Genomic DNA, 19,693 nt, shown 5'->3' on the forward strand with positions numbered 1-19,693 from the left:
TTTGCAGCAAAAAATGCCTTGCTCGGTTGCATAATACATAAGTAAATACTAATGTGTTTGTATGAACGAAAATGACATCTTCAAGGCGTTGGCCGATCCGACCCGCCGCTGCATCTTCGACAAACTCGCCGCCGGCAGCATGAACGCCAGCGCGCTGCGCGAAGGGCTGACCATCAGCCAGTCGGCGATGTCGCAACACCTGGCGGTGCTGCGCAATGCCGGACTGGTGCGCGAGGCGAAACAGGGGCGCTTCGTCAATTACCAGGTCGACCCGGAGGGGCTGGCGCAGATCGCGCAGTGGCTGGCGAAGTACCGTGCTTACTGGCCGGCGCGCATCGACGCGCTGCAAACCTTGCTGAAGGACATGGATCAATGAACAAACAGGCCGAGTCGCCGCCGCAGGAACGGCTGGTGTTGGAATATTCGCTTGATGCGCCGCCGGAAAAAGTGTGGCGAGCGCTCAGCGTGCCCGAATTGCGCGAGCAGTGGCTGCCGACGGGAGATCTGGCGCAGGCAGAACCGTTGGCCGCCACGCCGGGCGAAGTGGTGAGCTATCGCCTGCGCGACGACCAACCGCCGTTTCTCGAAAGCATCGTCACCCTGCAGATCGTGCCGGACGCCGGCGGCGGCAGCCTGCTGCGGGTGATCCATCAGCTCGACGCCGCCAACGATGGCCCGACGACGGTAATGCGCGCCGCCTGACGCGTTAAACACCTTTCTCTTTGTTGCCAACCCAGGAGTTCACCGATGCGTGAGAAGATGATGCTCGTCCCGATGGTGGTGGAGCAGACCAGCCGGGGAGAACGTTCCTTTGACATTTACTCGCGCCTGCTGCGCGATCGGATCGTGTTCCTCAACGGCGAAGTCAACGATGACGTGGCCGAAATGCTGTGCGCCCAGCTGCTGTTTCTGGAAGCGGAAAACCCGGAAAAACCGGTCCACCTGTACATCAACTCGCCGGGCGGGGCGATCACCAGCGGGCTGGCGATTTACGACACCATGCAGTATATCCGCGCCCCGGTGCATACGCTGTGCATGGGCACCGCGCGCTCGATGGGGTCGTTCCTGCTGATGGCCGGTGAACCGGGGCACCGCATGGCGCTGCCCAACGCCAGCCTGCATGTGCACCAACCGCTGGGTGGCTTTCAGGGGCAGGCGTCCGACATTCTGATCCAGGCAGAGGAAATGAAACGCACCAAAGACCGGGTGATCCGGCTGTATGCCCAACATTGCGGCCTGAACGAAGAGGAAGTGGAGCGGGTGTTGGATCGCGATCGCTTTATGACCGCCGACGAAGCGGCGGCCTGGGGATTGATCGATCGGGTATTGCGGGCGCGGTAAAGGGCTCAGGAGTGCGTGGCGGATTGTTGCGTTTGCCAAACGTGTTCAAGCCCGAATTCGACCATCGCGAAATAGAGACTGAAATAACGCTCCGCCATGATGAAAAACGAACTGTTGAGTTCGATCACCACATTATTGGTGGTGGCCAGCAGGCCGGATTTTTCCGCCGCCTGCAGAATGCGGTTCACGTGAGCGCGAGAGACGGAACACGACTTGGCGATTTTCGCCGAGGAGAGCAGCAGAAAGGGGGAGTCCTGTCGAATGCTTTCGATAAACAGCATCAACAACACCATGTGGCCGGCGTCTTTGCTGATAAACAGCCCGGACTGTTGCACCAGATCGATCAGGTAGATCTCCTTGAGCATCAGTTGCCCGTAGGCGGCGAAAAAGGTGGGCAGAAAGTCGGGCGCCGCCAGCAGCGCCGCGATGGGCATCTGTGGCGCCAGCGCCTGATAAGGCCGCGCCATTGAGGCGATCAGCGCCTGGGTTTCCGCCAGCGCGTGCGGCGTAGGCTTATAGCGCAACTGGCGTTTGTCATGCTCGCAGGGTTTGACCTCCAGCCGGCGCCCGACCCGTAAAAAGAACAGAAAGGAATCCAGGGAGTTCTCGCTGATCATATTCTTCCCTTTGAAAAAGGCTTTGATGTCTTTCAGCGCGGCGGCGGGCTGGTGGTAATAAATGGACAGGATGGTGGAGCAGATGATGAACCGGCTGTTCCTGAAAATGATTTTGTAAAACAGCGGATGCTTCTTGTAGGTCTCCCTCAATAATTCCCCGTGTTTGACGATGGCGGTGTGAAACGCCGCTGACTGCCTGATGTTGTTGGCCTGTTTCTCCAGATGAAACTGTAGCTGGAATCTGCTTAGACTCATTTTCCCTATTTCCTGTACTTAAAAAAATGCGCTGCTTTTTATCGTTATGGGTTTGCTGTGTATGGCTTGACGATCTGCTGGCCCTGGTCGTTGATGAGGGTGGCCTGAACGGTGGCCCGAGAGGGGAGCGCGGATGCCGAAACGCCGTCGAGGTGATAATCCCGCGAGCTGAATGGCGCGGTCATCATGTCGCTTTCTTGCCGCACCGGGTAATCGCGCCTGTCGGCGTGCACGGCGATGCGCGCGAACGAGAGATAAAACGCCGATCGGTTTTGACAGCGCAGCAGATAACCGTCCGGCGATTTTTGCAGCGTGAATGAGACGGCCTCAGCCGCGTTTTCGGCTTTCCCCTTCAGCGCCCTGGGCCGGTAGAAGATTTTCATCTGGGTGTTCATCGCCAGCGTCACGCGCGACGCCAGCGGCGGCGTGGCCGGCCGGGTGGGCGGGATCTCATACAGGTTGAGCCAGAACACCGACTCTCTGTCGGCGGGCAGGTTCGCGCCGGCAAACAGGATCCGCAGCCCTTTCAGCGCCGAAGGCTGCAGCGCGAATACGCTGGGCAGGGCGACAAACGGCGCGCGAGACAGTTCGGGGGCGGCGTTGACGTCACCGTTATCGACCCAGGTTTGCGCCACGATCGGGTAGCCGTTGGTGTTGAGCAGCATCAGGGTTTTTTCCGTCTCGCCCTCGTGAAAGATCACCCGCGTGGCGGAGGCGATGATGCCCGCCTGCGCGCCGATGGAGGCCAGCGCCAGCAGCAGGGCGCATCCCATAATCAGGTATTTCTTTCTCATCATTGCACCTTAACCCAGACGTAGGCCCTGGCGTCCACCTTGCCGGCGGTGACGGTTTGGCCAGGCAGCCGGGCGAGCGTGGCGGTGAGCTGGGTGGTGTAGTGGGTAAACCCCGCTGCGGTGCTGCCGCCGCCGCTGGCGCCGTTGAGCACCGGATACCAGCCGGCGTCGCTGCCCTGCGGGCATTGCCCGGCGCTGCAGCGCGCCCAGCCGACAAAGTTCATCGGCGCGCCGTTGCCGGCGTTGGCGAGCGCGATGCCCACGCCGGTGGCGACGCTGCTGTCGGTGCCGTAGCCGCTGGAGAGCAGGTAACTTACGCCGCCGTTGGCGCTGACCAACCCGAGCCGCTGCGCCGCGACATAGCTTTCATACGGCACCTGCAGGCCGAGGGCGGTATTGTTGCTGCTGACGCCGGACACGGCGGCGTTGTCGCATTCGATATTGAGGGTGAACTGCGCCTGCGAGGTTTGCCCGGCGGTCAGTTGGCTGACGGAGAGGGTCGGCAGGATCACCAGCGGCGTGACGTTGCGCGCCACGCAGGTGGCGGTATAGGTCAGCGAAGAGATCGGTGCGGTGCCCATGCCCATCGCGTTCCAGCGCCCGGAGCCCCAGGTGGCGTAGTTGGTGGCGGAGTCGCTGCCGATAGGATCCGAGGCGATGCCGGGTCCCTGAAAGGTGACATAGCCGTTCGGCTGCGTGCAGGTATAGTTCGAATTGCCGGTGGTCGACGCCATGCCCACCAGCGGGTTGCCGGCGCTGTAGCCGCAGTAGTTGCTGGCGCCCGCGCCCGGCAGCGAGCTGATGCGGATCAGATCGGCGCGGATGGCGCTGAAGTCTTTCACCCGGATCTGGATTTTGTTGCCGACGGTGGCGTAGCGGGTAATCGGCGCCGACTGCCAGTAACGGGTAAAAACCTTGCCGGAATCCAGATGGGTCAAACGAATGCCGACGTAAGGGAAGTAGGTGGCGTAATAGTTGGGGTTGCCGTCCCTGGCGCCCAGATCGTAATAGCCGCCGACGCGATCGTCGCCGTTGGTGGCGAAGACTTCATAAATTTGCCCAACATCGCCGGCATCGCATTCATACAGCACCTTGTTTGGGTCGGGATAGCGGGTGCCGGAGGTCAGATCGAACACGCTGGTGCCCAGTGGCGTGCCGACGGGCTGCAGATAGGTGCTGGTCAGGTTGACCCGACCCAGCGCCGTGCCCACCCCGCAAGGATCGCAGCCGGAGTCGATCCAGGGGGCGACGCGCGTGCATTGCGCCAGCGCCGCGGGCGCGCCGAACAGCGACAGGGCGAACAGCGCCGGGGCGGCGACCAGATAAGAAATGCGTTTCATCGTCTCTCCTGAGATAAGTTAAACGGGTTAGCGGCACGGAGCGCTGAGCCGCTGAATCGGGCTGTCTTCCGCGGCGGGCAGGCGATAGTGCAGCGTGCACTGCTGGCCGGGCGCGTCGCCCCAGTTCAGCGTCAGCGTGCCGGCATTCCGGTCGCTGCGCAGATACACCTGATTGGCCTGGCCAACCATGCCTACGCTGTTGCCCGCGTTGTCCAACACGTTGGCGCCCATCGGGATCGGCGCGTTGTCGGGACGCTGTGCGGTAATCAGCAGCGCCTGGCCGCGCACGGTGTTGAAGCGCAGGCGCACCGTGGCGCCGGCGTACGGGGCGACGCGTTGCTGGCCGTCCTCCAGTTCCGCTTTATCATTCATGCCCTCGGGGTTCAGCGCGACGGTGTTGTAGTGATAGGGCACCAGCGCCGGCGCCAGCGCATAGCCGAAGCGATCGACGCGCGCGCCTTGGCCGCCCATCACCTGCGCGCCGTTGGCGCCGGGCGCCTCTATCAGGGCGAAGGTATCACCGACATACGGCCCTAATGTCACGCCGCCGCGGTGCGCCACCACCGCGCCCTGCAGCGACAGTGAGCCTTGTCGATACTGGCGCGCGGTGGAGAACGAGCCGGTGACGTTGGCGTAAGGCAGGCGGGTTTGCAGGTTGCCGCCCCAGATGCTTTGTTGGCGATCGTCGTCGGTGGTGAAGTTCAGGCCGTAGCTGACCGGCTGTTCGTCGCCGACGCTGCCCGACAGCGCAGCCTGATAGTTGCCGCCCTGACCCTGGCTATGGTTGGCCAGCAGCGAGACGCTGGGGGCGGATGACGAACGCCCGAGCGGGAAGCTCAGCGACAGGGCGGTGACGGTTTGCGTGTTCTGCGCCAGCGGCGCGCTGTAGACGTTATCCAACGGCCCGTAGCCGCGATAGTCGCCGTTGCTGTAGCCCAGGCTGCGGGTGCGAGTGACGGAGAGGTTAAGCGCCACGCCGTTGCCGAAGGTTTTCCCCCAGCCCAGCTGGAGCTGATTGTCGCGGCCGCGCTGATCGCGGTAGTCCTGGGTCGAGCCGGACATCGTCAAGCTGCCGAACGCGCCCATGCCCTGATTGACGGCCACCTCGAAACGCGAACGCTGGCGGTAGGAGTCGGACTGCCAGCGTTGGCCGGTGACGGCGGCGCGCCGCACGCCGAGCACGTCGCTGAGATCGCGGAAGCCTTCGGTGGAGTAACGGTAGCCGGCGATGGATAAGGTGGTGTCCGTCGGGCTGAAGGTTCGGCTGTAAGAGAGATGCAGCATCCAGCCTGAGGCGCCGCCGTCCGGCAGGCTGGCGTGGGAATAGGTGGTGTCCATGCCGAAGGCGCCCAGTTCGCTGCTGTACACGCCGCCCAGCATCATCGCCTGATAGCCGTCCGCCAGCTGGTTGCCGACGTTGAAGGTCAGGGCGTTGGTCAGGCCGTGTTGCCAGGTCAGTTCGCTGAACAGATCGTTATCGCCGACGTAGCGGGAACGGCCGACGATGGCGGAGTAGCGCGACTGGCCGGGGCGGATGGATTCCGGCACCGCGGCGAACGGCACGGTGAAGGTGCTGACGCTGCCGTCGGCCTCGGTCACCACCACGGTCAGATCGCCGGCGTAGTTGGTGGCGTACAGATCGTTGATGGCGAACGGCCCCGGCGCCACGGTGGTTTCGTACAGCGTGCTTTTACCCTGCAGCACCGTCACGCGCGCGTTGCTTTTCGCCACGCCGCGCACCACCGGCGCATAGCCGCGCTGTGAATCCGGCAGCATGCGATCGTCCGAGCTGAGCTGAATGCCGCGAAAGCCCAGGCCGGAAAAGAAGTGCCCGTCGGTAAAGCCTTCGCCCAGCAGCATTTCACTGCGCCAGGGCAAGATCGCGCGCTGCACGTAGCGGCGACTGGTGTCCAGGTGGCCGCCGAACTCCCGATCGTAGCGGTAGCTGGATTGCTGGCGGTAGCGCCAGAGCCCGAGGTTGAACCCGCCGTTCAGGTTGGCGTAGGTCGAGTCGAGGTCGCGGGTTTGCCCCTGTCGATAGCTGACGTGGTACTGGTTGAGGTTGTAATTGACGAAGACCATCGATTCGCCGCCGTCCAGGCTGGCGGGATTGACGCTACCGCGCGGCTGGCCGTTCAACAGCGCCTGCGGAATGCTCAGATCCAGGCGCAGCCGCGAGATATCGGCGTTCACCGTGATGTCCTTCAGATCCCGGCCGGGCAGCAGGCATGCCGTTTCGGCCGCCGGCGGATTTTTCAGCCCGAAGCGCGTCAGCTGCGCGCGATCGAAACAGGGTAGTACCTGCTTGCCATCGCGCACGAAACGAATTTGATCGCGCTCGAGAAACTGGCCGTTGAGGTACAGATCGATCTGATAGCTGCCGGGGGCGACGGCGTCCTGTTGGTTGAATTGACTCAGGGCGCTGTTGCTCAGCACGCTGCCGCGCAGCAGCGCGGGATCGAAGGTGTAGCCATCGGCGGCGGCGCAGCCCAGCGGCAGCGCCAGCAGCGCGCAACACCAGCGTGCGGGAAGCGGCGTCGTCTTGCGAGCATCGAACATGAAAACCTCCCTGTCTGGTTTCAGCGCGCGACGTTCAGGGTGCGTGTGATTTCCACCCCATAGTCATTGATGACGCGCAGCGCGATCTGCCGCACCTCACCGTTCACCGGCCAGCTGGCCTGCGAAAACGGCGGGATCAGGTCCGCCTGCGGGATCGCGGTGCGTTTTGCGCCGCTGAGTATCGCGGCCTGGCTGACGTTGGCGTAGTAGCCGGTAGGGTTATCGACGCGCAGCGCGTTGCCGACCTGGCGCAGGCTGAGCTTATCGATGACGTGATTGGCGTCGCCGGCCAGCCCGGCCGGGCGATAGAACACTTTCAGGCGATTGGTGACCACCAGCAGCAGTTTGTTCTTGTCGCTGTCCGTCTGACGCACGGCGGGCACCTGCAGGAAGTTGAGGTAGAACAGCGATTCGCGATCGCGCGGCAGCGGCTGGCCGACGAACGACAGCCGCACCATCTGCCCGCTGTGCGGATTCATGCGGAAGATTTGCGGCGAGGCGACAAAAGGCGCGTCGGCGTTTTCCGGCGTGGACTTGGGGTTATTGATATCGAGCCAGATCTGCATCAGCGCCGGGGCGCCGTCGTCATTGGTGAATTGCAGCGTTTTTTCCCGCGCCTCGGCGGGGTAGATCACGCGATTGCCGAGCAGCGTGACGCTGGCCGACGCGTAGCTGGCGGCAAAACTCATCAGGCAAAACGATAGGGCGGCCCAACGGCGGGCGTAACGGGTTATCTGCTGCATAAACGTGAACCGATAAAGGGAGCGAGTCATTCAGCGCCGTCCGCTAAGGAACGGCGCTGTCATCAACAGGTATGGCGCCTGACGCCGGCTTATCTGTAGGTAATGGCGAACTGTGCGGTGGCGATCACCGAACCGGCCGCTACGCCGGTATCTTCCGCGTAGTAGCGAGCCACTAGGTTCTGCGAGGTGGACGTGGCGTCTTTCGCCAGCGTCATCGCCGACGTGGTGACGGTAGAGCCGCTGGCGAATGACAACGGCGTAGTGGCGTCGCTGTCCAGCAGTTGAATGGAAACCTTGGCCGCATCGCCCGCGTTGCCCAGGTTGCCGTTAACTGTCGGGTTGTTGCCCGCCAGCACGGTTTTGATCGCCGTATCGCTGGTTGCCGCCGCACAGCCCGTGACGTTAACGGTAAAGGTGGTGTCGCCGGCGGTGGCGCCTTTGGTGGCGAGCTGGCTGCCGGCGACGGTCGGCAGCAGAACAACCGGGTTGGATTGGTTGCCGTTAATATTCACCGAACAGGTTTGCGTGCTGACTTCGCCTTTAAATTGCACCGTATTGGACGAGGCGGCCGCACAGGCGCCGGAGAGAGCCAGCATGGATAATGCGACTAATTTAACATTCATGTGAAATGCCCTTTAATTTACTTTAGAGAAAAGCTTTCCTGACAGTAATAATTTACTGACGTGCGGTTGTTGATTAATCATGTTGCGCAATTGTTTTTTAAACGCGTCGGCAAACATGGATTTTCATCCTAACAAACTAAGAATTTTCCCTATAGATATTTTGAATAAGGCAATAAGGCGATGGCTCCTGTTGTTACATTTGCTTTCATTTTTGCTTATATCATACAAAATAGAAAATAGATCTATATCATTGCGTTGCATTTTTATTGAATTGTCAGTTTTTGCGAATGAAATAATCTGAAACATTCATGCCTTTTTTGCGTATTAATCAAAGCGCTGGCTGTTGCGTGATTATTTGAAAAACATGTTATCAAGATGTTTTATATCGGTGTGCTTTGCAGGCGAATTACCCCAAAAAAGAGCAGCGACAAGCCGCCTGAGGTGTGGAAGCATACTTTTACGCTGATAAGGAGAATTAAAGTGAGAGTGATTTATATCGACGGTTCGCCGCTGTGCCGTTTGGGGATGAAAACATTATTGGGAGAAGGAGTGATAACCTTATCCTCGCCCAATATTAATATTATTAAAAATATAAGCCCTGCGCCTGATTTAATTATCATGGATTTTCCCCATGAAATTTATCGGTTCGAAGCGTATTTGCGATTTATTCACGCCTCACGTGCTGAATATGAAGGCGTCCGGATACTGTTCTTCGTCGATAAGACTTCGCCGCTGATCCTGGCGTTTATCGCGGCGGCGCAGCCGGATGCGATTTTGCACAAACGGGAAGCGCTACAGGTGGTGCGGGAGACCTGCGCGGCGCTGAGCCGCCGGGAAAAGGCGAGCGAACGGCGCGCGCTGAACAGGCATCGGGCGGCGGCGATCACGCCCGGTGAGGTGGCGGTGCTGTGTGAAACGGCCCGTACGGAAGATATCCGCCTGACCGCGCGGCGGCTGAATTTGCACCCGAAAACCGTTTATTCGCACCTCAACAATGCCGGCAAGAAGTTCGGCATCCGCAATCGGGTGGAATTGCTGAAGATGATTGCGCTGCTGTAGATCACAACGAACGGGCTTGGCCGACGGCCAGCCGCCATTGCGTCATTTCGTCGGCGCCCGGCCCGGCCGCCAGCGCCAGGTTTTGCGCCGGCAGCGATTCGCCGGTCACGGCATCCACCGCGCGCAGGGTGGCAGGGTGGCCGGTTACGCGGTCAACCACGCGCAGCGGCGGCCCGGCCAGCTCGGACAGATTCCATTTGTCGCCAATCTGAATCATCGCCATCACCAGCAGTCCGAGATCTTTTCCTTTCTCCGTCGGCAGATACTCATAACGAGCGGGGCGCGTTTGGTATTGCCGCTTTTCGATAAGGCCGTGGCTTTCCAGGGCCTTGAGCCGGTCGGCCAGCGTATTGTTGGTGATGCCGGTCGAGTGGCGCAGATCGTCATAGCGCGAGAGCCCCAGCAGCAGATCGCGCATGAGAATAGCGCCCCAGCGATCGCCCAATGCCGACAGCACGTGCGCCACCGAGCACGTCATGCCTTCAAACCCTTTTGCTTTCACGTTGCTTTACCTCCGCTTGCCGCCTGATTGCCGAGAATGTTATCGCCTCGGCTTGATAACTTCAATAATTGGAGTTATTACTCTTATTATTGGAGTTTATCATTAACAGCGGCTGATGGCCTGAGCGCCGGCCGGAAACCCGCGCCTTCACCGAGGAGAAAACGTTATGCCACTGTGGCAGATTTACCACCCTGAGCCGGCCTTCAGCGCCGCCGATAAACGCGCGATTGCGCAGAAGGTCACCGCCCTGTACCAGGACTTTTTGCCGCGCTTTTACGTCAACGTGTTCTTCCACGCGCTGCCGCCAGGTTCGGCCTATCTCGGCGGCGAACCGGCCGATGATTTCGTGCGGGTGACCATCGACCATATCGCGCGCGCCATGGACAACGACGCAGAGCAGCAGCAATTCCTGGCGGCCTGCACCCGCATCCTGCACCCCTACATCGCCGCCCGCGGGCTGCGCTGGGAATTGCACGTCGACGAAACGCCATTCTCGCTGTGGACGATAGACGGATTGAAACCCCCGTTGCCGGGGACGGCGGCGGGGGAGAGGTGGCGCAAGGAGAACCGGCCTTCGGCGTGGGAGGGATAGCGGCGTCTTCGGAATGCCCAATGCTTAAAGGCAGCGATGAGTGTCGGCTTTTATCTTCGCGTTCAAAGAGGGGGCGAGATTAAGCGTGGGGGGAGGAGAAATCGACGAAAGTCATAGATTACTTTTTACATCTGATATGAAGGCATTAACGATGGCGGATTTTTCATTCTCACGATAGATGAAAAAAAACTCAGTCACGTTATCGACACCGGGGATCGCTCTGTAGGTAATGTTAGGCAGCTTGATTGAGGATAGTGTAGAAGGAACGATAGCGATGCCCAGGCCAGAAGCCACCATGGCGAGCACGCTTAGTGTGCTGTCCAGCCGATAGGAAACCTGGACGTCTTCTTCAAGAATGGCTTTCAGGATACGAAGCTGACCATCGTCTCCGCTGTTTTCCGAGTAGATGATAAAGTCTCGTCCCGAGAGGTCTTCTTTTTTCAAGGTCTCTTTTTTCGCCAGATCGGAGTCTTCCTGAATCACGACGACCCAGTCAAACTTTTTAATGGGTATAAGGCCGAGCCCCGGTGGGATTTTGAGATCCAGATTGGGGCAGTAGCTGACGTCGATATTTCCGTTGACGATCTCATCGATTTGTTTCCAGTAAGACATCTCTTTGGCGCGGAAGTTAACGCCGGGATGCTCTGCTTTAAATCGATGAATATCGGCGGTGACTAATCCCGCCGCGACGGCATTGCCGACAAATCCGATGCGCACATTGCCATTCTCACCTTTCGCTGCTGCTTTGGTTTCGTCAAGCGCGCTTTTTATTTTTTCATAAATATCCGGTGCATTTTTTAAAAATATCTCTCCTACTTCGGTTAGTTCGACATTGCGATTGGTGCGAATAAAAAGTGGCGCACCAATTTCTTCTTCCAGCGCTTTTATCTGCATGCTGAAAGCCGACTGTGTAACATGAATTCGCTTAGCCGCCTTGCCGAAATGTTTTTCTTCAACGAGAGCCAGAAATGCCTGGATATGGCGAAAATTCATGGATTAGATTCCTGCATCAGTCGTTCAAAAAAATGAATTGGATATATAGCGACCATGAAAATACCCTCTAATAGAACTCACGTTAAAGTGTAGATTATTTCTGGAATGCGGGTTAGTCAACAACACTCAGCGTGTTGCTATCTGTTTCAAAGACCGAATATATGCATAGTGGAGGCGTTAAATGAATTCATTAGCCAGAATCGATGTTCATACTCACCTGGTCCCGCCTTTTTGGGGCAGCGCGCTGCCCAGCCACGGCGGCGATCCATCCGGTTGGTCTCTGCCCAAATGGACGGCGGACGACCATCTGCGCTATATGGACAAACAGCAAATAGCGACCAGCGTCCTGTCGTTAACCGCGCCGAGCGTGGTTGGCTGGGAAGGCCAGGCGCGCCGCGATATGGCCAGAAAAGTCAATGAGTATACGGCGGATCTGGTGGCGAAATACCCTACGCGGTTTGGTAACTTCGCGACCGTACCGTTGCCGGACGTTGAGGGGGCGGTGCTGGAAGTGGAGTATGCATTAGATGTGCTGAAAGCCGATGGTGTCGTATTATTAACCAACTATGAAGGGGTTTATTTAGGGGATAAAAAGTGGGCTCCGCTTTGGGCCGCGCTAAATCAACGCTCTGCCGTTGTTTTCATTCACCCTGGTCATCCCATCATGGATTTGCTGGATGGCGTTCCGGGTCCCTTGGTTGATTACCCGTTTGATACGGCGCGCAATGCCGTCCATATGGTATTGAATGGCGTTATGGACAATTATCCCAACGTGAGAATTATTCTTTCGCATGCCGGCGGATTCCTGCCTTATGCCATTCTGCGCTTTACATTGTTGGCGGAATCACTTAATCCAAATGGGCCGTCAGTTCAGGAGTTGAACGATAAATTTAAGCGTTTTTATTTTGATACCGCATTGTCTTCCGGCCCGAATGCATTTTCCAGCCTGCTGACGTTTGCGAATCAGAATAATATTCTGTTCGGCAGCGATTATCCTTATGCGCCGGAGTCCGTCGCCGCTAAGTTTAATCATATTCTCGATGCTGAGACAAATCTGACGGATGTGCAGAAAGCACGCTTCAACCGGAATAACGGTCTGGCGCTTTTCCCTCGGTTAAATAAATAAAGGTTCTGCTGGGGAGGGAGATGTCGCATTGCTTTTAGCGCCGACTCATTCCCTTTCGAAAACAAAAAATCCACGCTGAAGCGTGGATTTTTCCGTTTCCGGCAGCGCAGAAAAGCGCTGCGGAGAGAGGCTTAGACGTTGAACAAGAAGTTCATTACGTCGCCGTCTTTGACGATGTAGTCTTTACCTTCGGAGCGCATTTTGCCGGCTTCTTTGGCGCCTTGCTCACCTTTGTAGGTGATGAAGTCGTCATAGGAGATGGTTTGGGCGCGGATAAAGCCTTTCTCGAAGTCGGTGTGGATCTTGCCGGCCGCCTGCGGGGCGGTGGCACCTACCGGGATGGTCCAGGCGCGCACTTCTTTCACGCCGGCGGTGAAGTAGGTTTGCAGGTTCAGCAGTTCATAACCGGCGCGGATCACGCGGTTCAGGCCCGGCTCTTCCAGGCCCAGTTCGGCCATGAACTCGTCGCGCTCTTCATCTTCCAGCTCGGCGATGTCGGATTCCACGGCGGCGCACACGGCAACCACCACGGAGCCTTCGGCGTCGGCGATTTTACGCACGGTGTCCAGGTACGGGTTGTTCTCGAAGCCGTCTTCGTTGACGTTGGCGATGTACATGGTCGGCTTCAGCGTCAGGAAGCTCAGGTATTTGATCGCCGCCTTGTCTTCATCGGTCAGATCCAGTGCGCGCAGCATGCCGGCGTTTTCCAGGTGCGGCAGGCATTTCTCCAGCGCCGCCAGCTCGGCTTTAGCGTCTTTGTCGCCGCCTTTGGCTTTCTTCTGCACGCGGTGGATGGCGCGCTCGCAGGTGTCCAGGTCGGACAGCGCCAGCTCGGTGTTGATCACGTCGATGTCTTCGGCCGGATCGACCTTGTTGTTGACGTGGATGATGTTGTCGTTTTCGAAGCAGCGCACTACGTGGCCGATGGCTTCGGTTTCGCGGATGTTGGTCAGGAACTGGTTGCCCAGTCCTTCACCTTTGGACGCGCCTTTCACCAGGCCGGCGATGTCGACGAATTCCATGGTGGTCGGCAGAATGCGCTGCGGCTTGACGATCTCGGCCAGCTTATCCAGACGCGGATCGGGCATCGGCACCACACCGGTGTTCGGTTCAATGGTGCAGAACGGGAAGTTGGCTGCTTCAATGCCCGCTTTGGTCAACGCGTTGAACAGGGTGGATTTGCCTACGTTAGGCAGGCCGACGATACCGCATTTGAATCCCATGTTGTAATCACCTTAAATATCTTAACTATCAGCCGGTTAGATTTAACCGACTGCATAAAGGGCAAAATAATGCCGCCATTATACACGTAATGGGCGTTTATCTCGATCAGACTTGTTTGGCGGGGGCGATCCGCAGCAACAGGGGGAGACGCCGCGTGAGCGAGGAGACCTTCCACCCGCGTGGCTAAAAGCCGGCAGCGGGCAGGGCGCCCGCTGCGGCAAGGTTCAGGCTTGCGCCTTGAAGCTGTGCAGGCGCTGAACGGTTTTTTCCAGCCCGTCCTTCATCAGCATCTCGGTGCAGCGCAGCGATTCGTCGATCGCTTCGTCGATCATCTTCTGCTCGCCGGCCGGCGGCTTGCCGAGCACGAAGCCTACCACCTTGTTCTTGTCGCCCGGATGGCCGATGCCGATGCGCAGGCGATAGAAGTTCGGGTTGTTGCCGAACTTGTTTTGGATGTCTTTCAGGCCGTTGTGGCCGCCGTTGCCGCCGCCGAGCTTGATTTTGGCTACGCCGGGCGGCAGATCCAGCTCGTCGTGCGCCACCAGGATCTCGCTTGGTTCGATGCGGTAGAAGTTGGCCATCGCCAGCACCGCTTTGCCGCTCAGGTTCATGAAGGTGGTCGGCACCAGCAGGCGCACGTCGTTGCCCGCCAGGTTCAAACGGGCGGTATAACCGAAGAACTTGCTCTCTTCTTTCAGCTGCTGATTGTGGCGCTGGGCCAGCAGATCGACGTACCAGGCGCCGGCGTTGTGGCGCGTCTGGGCGTATTCCGCGCCCGGGTTAGCCAGGCCGACTATCAATTTAATACTGCTCACTGAGTGATTCGCTATGATCAGGGTAATGGAAAGGGAGTTAGTCTACCTGTCGGGGCGGCGAATGACAAAATCCGATCTCCGCCGTCGTCGCAGGTAACAAAGACGAATGATTCATTAGCTGAATAATTCAATTTGTCCGCTAATTTTCAGCCGTGTGTTAAGAAGTGTCAATAATTCTTTACCATTTGTGATCGCCTCCGCAATCCCCTTGCCGCAGCAAGGGCTATACTTAACTTATCAAAGTGGGTTAACAAGTTGCAGCGTTATCCCGGTTGGCACATGGCAATCATGGAGGTGGCATATGAAACGTAGAAACGCGGACAGAGTGGGCAACTTTTTTATGGGGCTGGGCCTGGTCGTGATGATCGGCGGCGTCGGATACTCCATTCTTGCTGAAGTATCGCAGTTCAATTTACCGCAATTTTTCGCCCACGGCGCCATCATGAGCATCTTCGTCGGCGCGCTGTTGTGGCTGGTGGGCGCGCGTATCGGCGGCCGCGAGCAGGTAGCGGATCGCTACTGGTGGGTAAAACACTTTGATAAACGGTGCCGCAACGATCAACATCGTTCGTCGCATTGATTAAAAAAGCAGAAGGGAAGCAAGAGCAGGGCAAGGGAACATCTGCCGTGCATTAAGGTTTGAGGTCATGTCGGACTACAAGTAGAAAACCCGTTGTTGCTCGCGCACCAACGGGTTTTTCTTTTTCTGCTGTCGGGCTCGCTATCTTTCCGGCACGGTGGGCGCCGCACCGGAAAGACGACGAATCAATGCTCGAACATCGCAGAGATCGACTCTTCGTTGCTGATGCGGCGGATGGCTTCAGCCAGCATGCCGGACAGGGTCAGAGTGCGAACGTTTTTCAGTGCCTTGATTTCCGGCGACAGCGGAATGGTGTCGCAGACGATCACTTCATCAATCACCGAGTTCTTGATGTTGTCCACGGCGTTGCCGGAGAAGATCGGGTGCGTCGCGTAGGCGAATACGCGCTTGGCACCGCGTTCTTTCAACGCTTCAGCCGCTTTACACAAGGTGCCGCCGGTGTCGATCATGTCGTCGACCAGCACGCAGTCGCGGCCTGCCACGTCACCGATGATGTGCATCACCTGAGAAACGTTCGCGCGCGGGCGACGTTTGTCGATGATGGCCATGTCGGTGTCGTTCAGCAGTTTGGCGATAGCGCGGGCACGCACCACGCCGCCGATATCCGGAGAAACCACGATCGGGTTTTCCAGATTTTGCTGCAGCATGTCTTCCAGCAGGATCGGGCTGCCGAACACGTTGTCTACCGGTACGTCGAAGAAGCCTTGAATCTGCTCAGCATGCAGATCCACCGTCAGAACGCGGTCAACCCCTACGCTGGAGAGGAAATCGGCGACAACCTTGGCGGTGATTGGCACACGCGCGGAACGCACGCGGCGATCCTGGCGGGCATAGCCGAAGTAAGGGATAACGGCGGTAATACGACCTGCGGAGGCGCGACGCAGGGCGTCGACCATCACAACCAGTTCCATCAGGTTGTCGTTGGTCGGGGCACAGGTGGACTGGATGATGAAAATATCACCGCCGCGTACATTTTCGTTGATTTGCACGCTCACTTCGCCGTCGCTAAAACGACCTACAGCGGCGTCACCAAGGCTGGTGTACAAACGGTTGGCAATACGTTGTGCTAGTTCCGGGGTGGCGTTACCAGCAAAAAGCTTCATATCAGGCACGAGAAGAACCTCAGGCTTGCGTCCAGAGAAGATATTGTCATGCGACATCGCCAAGGGGCAGTCGGCGACGCCGGCGCAATATACATACGGGTATGTAAAACTAAAATTGAGACCGCAGGCAGCGCAGGGATAACAGGGCCAGGTGTGCATGACCCTGCGCAGCGAAACGTTGAGCTACGACTCAAACCGCCCGGAACGGATGCGATGTAGTGGGGAGACGTTAACGCCGCGCGCTACAAAACCACACAACCACTCCGGGGCTTGATTTAACACCTGACGGGCGGCGATTTCTGTGTCGAATTCAGCAAACACACAAGCACCTGTGCCAGTCAGGCGTGACGGGGCGTATTCTAACAGCCATGAAAGAAGCTGTTCAACCTCGCGAAAACGTTTTCTTGCGATCGGTTCGCAATCATTTGCGTACGGCGCCTGCAACAGCTCACTTAAGGAGCGAACCGGGGTGTTTCTTTTCAATTCGGCGTCGCCGAAGATAACCGGCGTCGGGATGCCGACGCCGGGATGCGCCACCAGATACCATTTTTCCTGCGGCTCGGCCGGCTGCAGGCGCTCGCCGATGCCTTCGGCGAAGGCGGCGTGGCCGCGCACGAACACCGGCACGTCGGCGCCGAGGCTGAGCCCCAGCTCTGCCAGTTGGTCGTCGCCAAGACCGCAGCGCCACAATTCGTTCAGCGCCACCAGCACGGTGGCGGCGTTGGAGGAGCCGCCGCCCAAACCGCCGCCCATCGGCAGGCGTTTGTCGATGCTGATGTCGGCGCCGCGCGGCGCGGTCTGCAGGCCGCGTTCATCGCAATAGCTTTGCAGCAGGCGGGCGGCGCGCACGATCAGGTTCTGCTCGTCCGGCACGCCCTCAACCGGCGTCAGCAGGTGAATGCGGTCGTCCTGGCGTGGGTCGATGGTCAGGGTGTCGCCGTAGTCCAAAAACTGGAACAGCGTCTGCAGCAGGTGATAGCCGTCTTCACGACGGCCGGTGATGTACAGAAACAGGTTGAGTTTCGCGGGGGAAGGCCACTGGCGGATCATTTGAGCGTCCAGTTATCCATCTTCAGCTTGATGCGCTGGTCGCCCTGCTGCAGCTCCAGGCGGTTCGGCAGCGTCGGCTGCACCTCGTTGCTGTAGCCCTGGTAATCCACTTTCCAGGTTTGGCCGCCTTGCTGGTAGGTCAGTTTGCTCAGACGATATTGGTCATCCAGCGCAAAATCGCTGGCTTCGCCCGGCAGGCCGAGCATCCACTGGCGCAGGTTGTTCAGCGGGATCGCCATGCCGGTCAGCTTGCGGATCATCTCTTCCGGGTTGTCACTGACGTAGCGTTTGCCCTGGTTGTCGGTCAGCTGCACCACGTTTTTCTGCACGTTGAGATCCATTTCCGTACTGCCCAGCGGGTTGGTCAGCAGCAGGCGGTAGCGCTCCGGCGAGAACTGCTGCCAGAAGAAGCGGGCGTAGACTTTTTTCTGATCAGACAAGTAGGCGAAGGAGCCGCGGGTCTGATAGGTGCTGAGCTGTTGCACCGCCTGCTCATGGGCGCGCCACTGCGGTGAGGTTGGGCTGGTGGCCGGGCCGGTCGGCTTGGTGGTGGTACAGGCGGCCAGCACCAGGCTGGCCAGCGGGATCAGACGGAGCAAACTAACTTTGCGTATTGGCATAACTTTCTCTTGTCCTTTTGTCCTTGCGGGCATGCGCGACGAAACCCGGATTCAGCGCTCACGCTAACGGGGCGGCGGCGACGCGTCAATTTTTTGCTGCATCGCGTTGAATCTTGCCGCTTTTGCCGGCGCAATGCCAACCCGGCGCGCGCGTCGGGGTCGCCATTAAGATTAACACAATCGGCTGAAGGCGGGGGAGGCGCGCCCGATAAGCGGTGCCGGAGTTGCGCAAACGCCGCCGCTGCGTACGCCGAATAGCGTGCGCGTTATCGCAAACTGCGCTAAAATTTAAGCAATTAACCTACCCTATGACTATTTATCCTGCTGTATTTATTGCTTATTCATTAATTGATGTCATCTATGACAGCGATTGAACGGAAGATGCGGTTGTTACTTTTATTGATCCCGCGCATCAAGTAGAATGCCGTTCAACGAGAACCCGTACCAAGATAAGTATTACTCGAAGCAATGACCCTGCTGGCGTTAGGTATAAATCACAAAACCGCTCCGGTTTCTCTGCGTGAAAGGGTGACCTTCTCGCCAGAGTCCATCGATGAGGCGCTAACCAGCTTGCTCCAACAACCGTTGGTGCAGGGCGGCGTCGTGTTGTCCACCTGCAACCGCACCGAGCTGTACCTCAGCGTAGAGCAACAGGAACACATGCACGAGCAGCTGGTCGCCTGGCTGTGCGCGTACCACAACCTGCGCCCGGAAGAGGTGAAGAAAAGCCTGTACTGGCATCAGGGCAACGACGCGGTCAGCCATCTGATGCGGGTGGCCAGCGGGTTGGACTCTCTGGTGCTGGGCGAACCGCAGATCCTCGGCCAGGTGAAAAAGGCCTTCGCCGAGTCGCAACGCGGCCAGTCGCTGTCCGGCGAGCTGGAGCGGCTGTTCCAGAAATCCTTCTCCGTCGCCAAGCGCGTGCGCACCGAAACCGAAATCGGCGCCAGCGCCGTCTCCGTGGCTTTCGCCGCCTGTACGCTGGCGCGGCAGATCTTCGAATCGCTGGCCGATCTCAACGTATTGCTGGTGGGCGCCGGTGAAACCATCGAGCTGGTGGCGCGCCACCTGCGCGAACACAAAGTGCGGCACATGATCATCGCCAACCGCACCCGCGAGCGCGCGCAGCTGCTGGCGGACGAGGTCGGCGCTGAGGTGATCACCCTGCCGGAGATCGACGAACGCCTGGCGGACGCCGACATCATCATCAGTTCCACCGCCAGCCCGCTGCCGATCATCGGCAAGGGGATGGTGGAGCGCGCGCTGAAGGCGCGCCGCAACCAGCCGATGCTGCTGGTGGATATCGCCGTACCGCGCGATATCGAGCCGGAGGTCGGCAAACTGGCCAACGCCTATCTGTACAGCGTGGACGATCTGCACGCCATCATTCAAAGCAACCTGGCGCAGCGCAAAGCGGCGGCGGTGCAGGCGGAGTCGATCGTGCAGCAGGAAAGCACCAACTTCATGGCCTGGCTGCGTTCGCAGGGCGCGGTGGAAACCATCCGCGACTACCGTTCGCAGGCCGACCAGATCCGCGCAGAAATGGAGGCCAAAGCGCTGGCCGCCATCGCGCAGGGCGCCAACGTGGAGCAGGTTATTCACGAGCTGGCCCATAAACTGACCAACCGTCTTATTCATGCCCCCACCAAATCCCTCCAGCAGGCCGCCGGCGACGGCGACGTGGAGCGGTTGCAGTTATTACGCGACAGCCTCGGGCTGGATCAGCATTAGTTTTC

Annotated in this window: 21 protein-coding genes; 8 read left to right on the top strand and 13 right to left on the bottom strand. The window is 58.7% G+C overall.

Annotated elements, in window-relative coordinates:
• The first annotated feature begins 61 nt into the window (after nt 1-61).
• Genes ACMGG9_RS08695 through ACMGG9_RS08705 form a run of 3 tightly spaced genes read left to right on the top strand, consistent with a single transcriptional unit; the run spans nt 62 to nt 1,341 of the window.
• Complete coding sequence (locus ACMGG9_RS08695; RefSeq protein WP_033642736.1) at nt 62-376, top strand: ArsR/SmtB family transcription factor; 315 nt, start codon at nt 62-64, stop codon at nt 374-376.
• Nucleotides 373-702, top strand: a complete 330-nt coding sequence (locus ACMGG9_RS08700) for an SRPBCC family protein (protein ID WP_414162078.1) — start codon at nt 373-375, stop codon at nt 700-702. The genes ACMGG9_RS08695 and ACMGG9_RS08700 overlap by 4 nt, the downstream gene beginning before the upstream one ends.
• A gap of 45 nt (nt 703-747) precedes the next feature.
• Nucleotides 748-1,341 (top strand): ATP-dependent Clp protease proteolytic subunit, encoded by a 594-nt coding sequence (locus ACMGG9_RS08705; protein WP_033642740.1) that lies wholly within the window; start codon nt 748-750, stop codon nt 1,339-1,341.
• 5 nt (nt 1,342-1,346) lie between these two features.
• On the opposite strand, the gene ACMGG9_RS08710 is transcribed toward ACMGG9_RS08705, so the two are convergent.
• The 6 genes from ACMGG9_RS08710 to ACMGG9_RS08735 form a co-directional block, all read right to left on the bottom strand.
• Nucleotides 1,347-2,213: a hypothetical protein gene (locus ACMGG9_RS08710; RefSeq protein ID WP_187048809.1), complete on the bottom strand. Its 867-nt coding sequence runs from the start codon at nt 2,211-2,213 to the stop codon at nt 1,347-1,349.
• Nucleotides 2,214-2,257: 44 nt separating this feature from the next.
• A complete protein-coding gene (locus tag ACMGG9_RS08715; RefSeq protein ID WP_226886058.1) occupies nt 2,258-3,010 on the bottom strand; it encodes a molecular chaperone in 753 nt (250 codons plus the stop codon).
• Complete coding sequence (locus ACMGG9_RS08720; RefSeq protein ID WP_414162079.1) at nt 3,007-4,347, bottom strand: fimbrial protein; 1,341 nt, start codon at nt 4,345-4,347, stop codon at nt 3,007-3,009. The genes ACMGG9_RS08715 and ACMGG9_RS08720 overlap by 4 nt, the downstream gene beginning before the upstream one ends.
• A gap of 27 nt (nt 4,348-4,374) precedes the next feature.
• Nucleotides 4,375-6,906: a fimbria/pilus outer membrane usher protein gene (locus tag ACMGG9_RS08725; protein ID WP_414162080.1), complete on the bottom strand. Its 2,532-nt coding sequence runs from the start codon at nt 6,904-6,906 to the stop codon at nt 4,375-4,377.
• A 20-nt stretch (nt 6,907-6,926) separates the two neighbouring features.
• Nucleotides 6,927-7,649, bottom strand: a complete 723-nt coding sequence (locus ACMGG9_RS08730; protein WP_033642746.1) for a molecular chaperone — start codon at nt 7,647-7,649, stop codon at nt 6,927-6,929.
• A gap of 89 nt (nt 7,650-7,738) precedes the next feature.
• A complete protein-coding gene (locus ACMGG9_RS08735) occupies nt 7,739-8,272 on the bottom strand; it encodes a fimbrial protein (RefSeq protein ID WP_342173910.1) in 534 nt (177 codons plus the stop codon).
• Between the two features lie 375 nt (nt 8,273-8,647).
• On the opposite strand from ACMGG9_RS08735, the gene ACMGG9_RS08740 reads away from it, so the two are divergent.
• On the top strand, nt 8,648-9,331 hold the full coding sequence (locus ACMGG9_RS08740) for a helix-turn-helix transcriptional regulator (protein WP_414162081.1): 684 nt from the start codon (nt 8,648-8,650) through the stop codon (nt 9,329-9,331).
• Between the two features lies 1 nt (nt 9,332).
• Here the strand turns inward: ACMGG9_RS08740 and ACMGG9_RS08745 are convergent, their stop codons facing one another.
• Entirely contained in the window at nt 9,333-9,833 is a 501-nt protein-coding gene (locus ACMGG9_RS08745) for a winged helix-turn-helix transcriptional regulator (RefSeq protein WP_069100075.1), read from the bottom strand.
• Nucleotides 9,834-9,999: 166 nt separating this feature from the next.
• On the opposite strand from ACMGG9_RS08745, the gene ACMGG9_RS08750 reads away from it, so the two are divergent.
• Nucleotides 10,000-10,425 (top strand): tautomerase family protein, encoded by a 426-nt coding sequence (locus ACMGG9_RS08750; RefSeq protein WP_147880719.1) that lies wholly within the window; start codon nt 10,000-10,002, stop codon nt 10,423-10,425.
• A 111-nt stretch (nt 10,426-10,536) separates the two neighbouring features.
• Here the strand turns inward: ACMGG9_RS08750 and ACMGG9_RS08755 are convergent, their stop codons facing one another.
• Nucleotides 10,537-11,418, bottom strand: coding sequence for a LysR family transcriptional regulator (locus ACMGG9_RS08755; protein WP_147880718.1), 882 nt, complete (start codon nt 11,416-11,418; stop codon nt 10,537-10,539).
• A gap of 181 nt (nt 11,419-11,599) precedes the next feature.
• On the opposite strand from ACMGG9_RS08755, the gene ACMGG9_RS08760 reads away from it, so the two are divergent.
• Nucleotides 11,600-12,544 carry an amidohydrolase family protein gene (locus ACMGG9_RS08760; RefSeq protein WP_342173911.1) on the top strand — a complete coding sequence of 315 codons (945 nt, stop codon included), beginning with the start codon at nt 11,600-11,602 and terminating at the stop codon, nt 12,542-12,544.
• A gap of 131 nt (nt 12,545-12,675) precedes the next feature.
• Here ACMGG9_RS08760 and ychF read toward each other — a convergent pair whose 3' ends face one another.
• A complete protein-coding gene (gene ychF / locus ACMGG9_RS08765; RefSeq protein WP_025302489.1) occupies nt 12,676-13,767 on the bottom strand; it encodes a redox-regulated ATPase YchF in 1,092 nt (363 codons plus the stop codon).
• A 225-nt stretch (nt 13,768-13,992) separates the two neighbouring features.
• Nucleotides 13,993-14,583 carry an aminoacyl-tRNA hydrolase gene (gene pth, locus ACMGG9_RS08770; RefSeq protein WP_033652046.1) on the bottom strand — a complete coding sequence of 197 codons (591 nt, stop codon included), beginning with the start codon at nt 14,581-14,583 and terminating at the stop codon, nt 13,993-13,995.
• A 301-nt stretch (nt 14,584-14,884) separates the two neighbouring features.
• On the opposite strand from pth, the gene ychH reads away from it, so the two are divergent.
• Nucleotides 14,885-15,163: a stress-induced protein YchH gene (ychH, locus tag ACMGG9_RS08775; RefSeq protein WP_108680531.1), complete on the top strand. Its 279-nt coding sequence runs from the start codon at nt 14,885-14,887 to the stop codon at nt 15,161-15,163.
• Between the two features lie 185 nt (nt 15,164-15,348).
• Here the strand turns inward: ychH and prs are convergent, their stop codons facing one another.
• The 3 genes from prs to lolB all read right to left on the bottom strand — a co-directional run bounded on the left by prs (nt 15,349) and on the right by lolB (nt 17,957).
• Nucleotides 15,349-16,296, bottom strand: coding sequence for a ribose-phosphate diphosphokinase (gene prs / locus ACMGG9_RS08780; protein WP_004941061.1), 948 nt, complete (start codon nt 16,294-16,296; stop codon nt 15,349-15,351).
• A 174-nt stretch (nt 16,297-16,470) separates the two neighbouring features.
• Nucleotides 16,471-17,337 (bottom strand): 4-(cytidine 5'-diphospho)-2-C-methyl-D-erythritol kinase, encoded by an 867-nt coding sequence (gene ispE / locus ACMGG9_RS08785; protein WP_089191567.1) that lies wholly within the window; start codon nt 17,335-17,337, stop codon nt 16,471-16,473.
• Nucleotides 17,334-17,957, bottom strand: coding sequence for a lipoprotein insertase outer membrane protein LolB (gene lolB / locus ACMGG9_RS08790; protein WP_025302493.1), 624 nt, complete (start codon nt 17,955-17,957; stop codon nt 17,334-17,336). Before lolB ends, ispE begins: the two co-directional genes overlap by 4 nt.
• A gap of 468 nt (nt 17,958-18,425) precedes the next feature.
• On the opposite strand from lolB, the gene hemA reads away from it, so the two are divergent.
• A complete protein-coding gene (hemA, locus tag ACMGG9_RS08795; RefSeq protein ID WP_019454778.1) occupies nt 18,426-19,688 on the top strand; it encodes a glutamyl-tRNA reductase in 1,263 nt (420 codons plus the stop codon).
• The last annotated feature ends 5 nt before the right edge of the window (nt 19,689-19,693 follow it).

It is taken from the genome of Serratia sp. BNK-10, assembly GCF_047456065.1.
Lineage (GTDB): Bacteria > Pseudomonadota > Gammaproteobacteria > Enterobacterales > Enterobacteriaceae > Serratia > Serratia ureilytica.

Bases quoted from the DNA above. Each gene is read 5' to 3' on its own strand.
- ACMGG9_RS08695 (WP_033642736.1), top strand. From the start codon at position 62: ATGAACGAAAATGACATCTTCAAGGCGTTGGCCGATCCGACCCGCCGC.
- ACMGG9_RS08700 (WP_414162078.1), top strand. From the start codon at position 373: ATGAACAAACAGGCCGAGTCGCCGCCGCAGGAACGGCTGGTGTTGGAA.
- ACMGG9_RS08705 (WP_033642740.1), top strand. From the start codon at position 748: ATGCGTGAGAAGATGATGCTCGTCCCGATGGTGGTGGAGCAGACCAGC.
- ACMGG9_RS08710 (WP_187048809.1), bottom strand. From the start codon at position 2,213: ATGAGTCTAAGCAGATTCCAGCTACAGTTTCATCTGGAGAAACAGGCC.
- ACMGG9_RS08715 (WP_226886058.1), bottom strand. From the start codon at position 3,010: ATGATGAGAAAGAAATACCTGATTATGGGATGCGCCCTGCTGCTGGCG.
- ACMGG9_RS08720 (WP_414162079.1), bottom strand. From the start codon at position 4,347: ATGAAACGCATTTCTTATCTGGTCGCCGCCCCGGCGCTGTTCGCCCTG.
- ACMGG9_RS08725 (WP_414162080.1), bottom strand. From the start codon at position 6,906: ATGTTCGATGCTCGCAAGACGACGCCGCTTCCCGCACGCTGGTGTTGC.
- ACMGG9_RS08730 (WP_033642746.1), bottom strand. From the start codon at position 7,649: ATGCAGCAGATAACCCGTTACGCCCGCCGTTGGGCCGCCCTATCGTTT.
- ACMGG9_RS08735 (WP_342173910.1), bottom strand. From the start codon at position 8,272: ATGAATGTTAAATTAGTCGCATTATCCATGCTGGCTCTCTCCGGCGCC.
- ACMGG9_RS08740 (WP_414162081.1), top strand. From the start codon at position 8,648: ATGTTTTATATCGGTGTGCTTTGCAGGCGAATTACCCCAAAAAAGAGC.
- ACMGG9_RS08750 (WP_147880719.1), top strand. From the start codon at position 10,000: ATGCCACTGTGGCAGATTTACCACCCTGAGCCGGCCTTCAGCGCCGCC.
- ACMGG9_RS08755 (WP_147880718.1), bottom strand. From the start codon at position 11,418: ATGAATTTTCGCCATATCCAGGCATTTCTGGCTCTCGTTGAAGAAAAA.
- ACMGG9_RS08760 (WP_342173911.1), top strand. From the start codon at position 11,600: ATGAATTCATTAGCCAGAATCGATGTTCATACTCACCTGGTCCCGCCT.
- ychF (WP_025302489.1), bottom strand. From the start codon at position 13,767: ATGGGATTCAAATGCGGTATCGTCGGCCTGCCTAACGTAGGCAAATCC.
- ychH (WP_108680531.1), top strand. From the start codon at position 14,885: ATGAAACGTAGAAACGCGGACAGAGTGGGCAACTTTTTTATGGGGCTG.
- ispE (WP_089191567.1), bottom strand. From the start codon at position 17,337: ATGATCCGCCAGTGGCCTTCCCCCGCGAAACTCAACCTGTTTCTGTAC.
- lolB (WP_025302493.1), bottom strand. From the start codon at position 17,957: ATGCCAATACGCAAAGTTAGTTTGCTCCGTCTGATCCCGCTGGCCAGC.
- hemA (WP_019454778.1), top strand. From the start codon at position 18,426: ATGACCCTGCTGGCGTTAGGTATAAATCACAAAACCGCTCCGGTTTCT.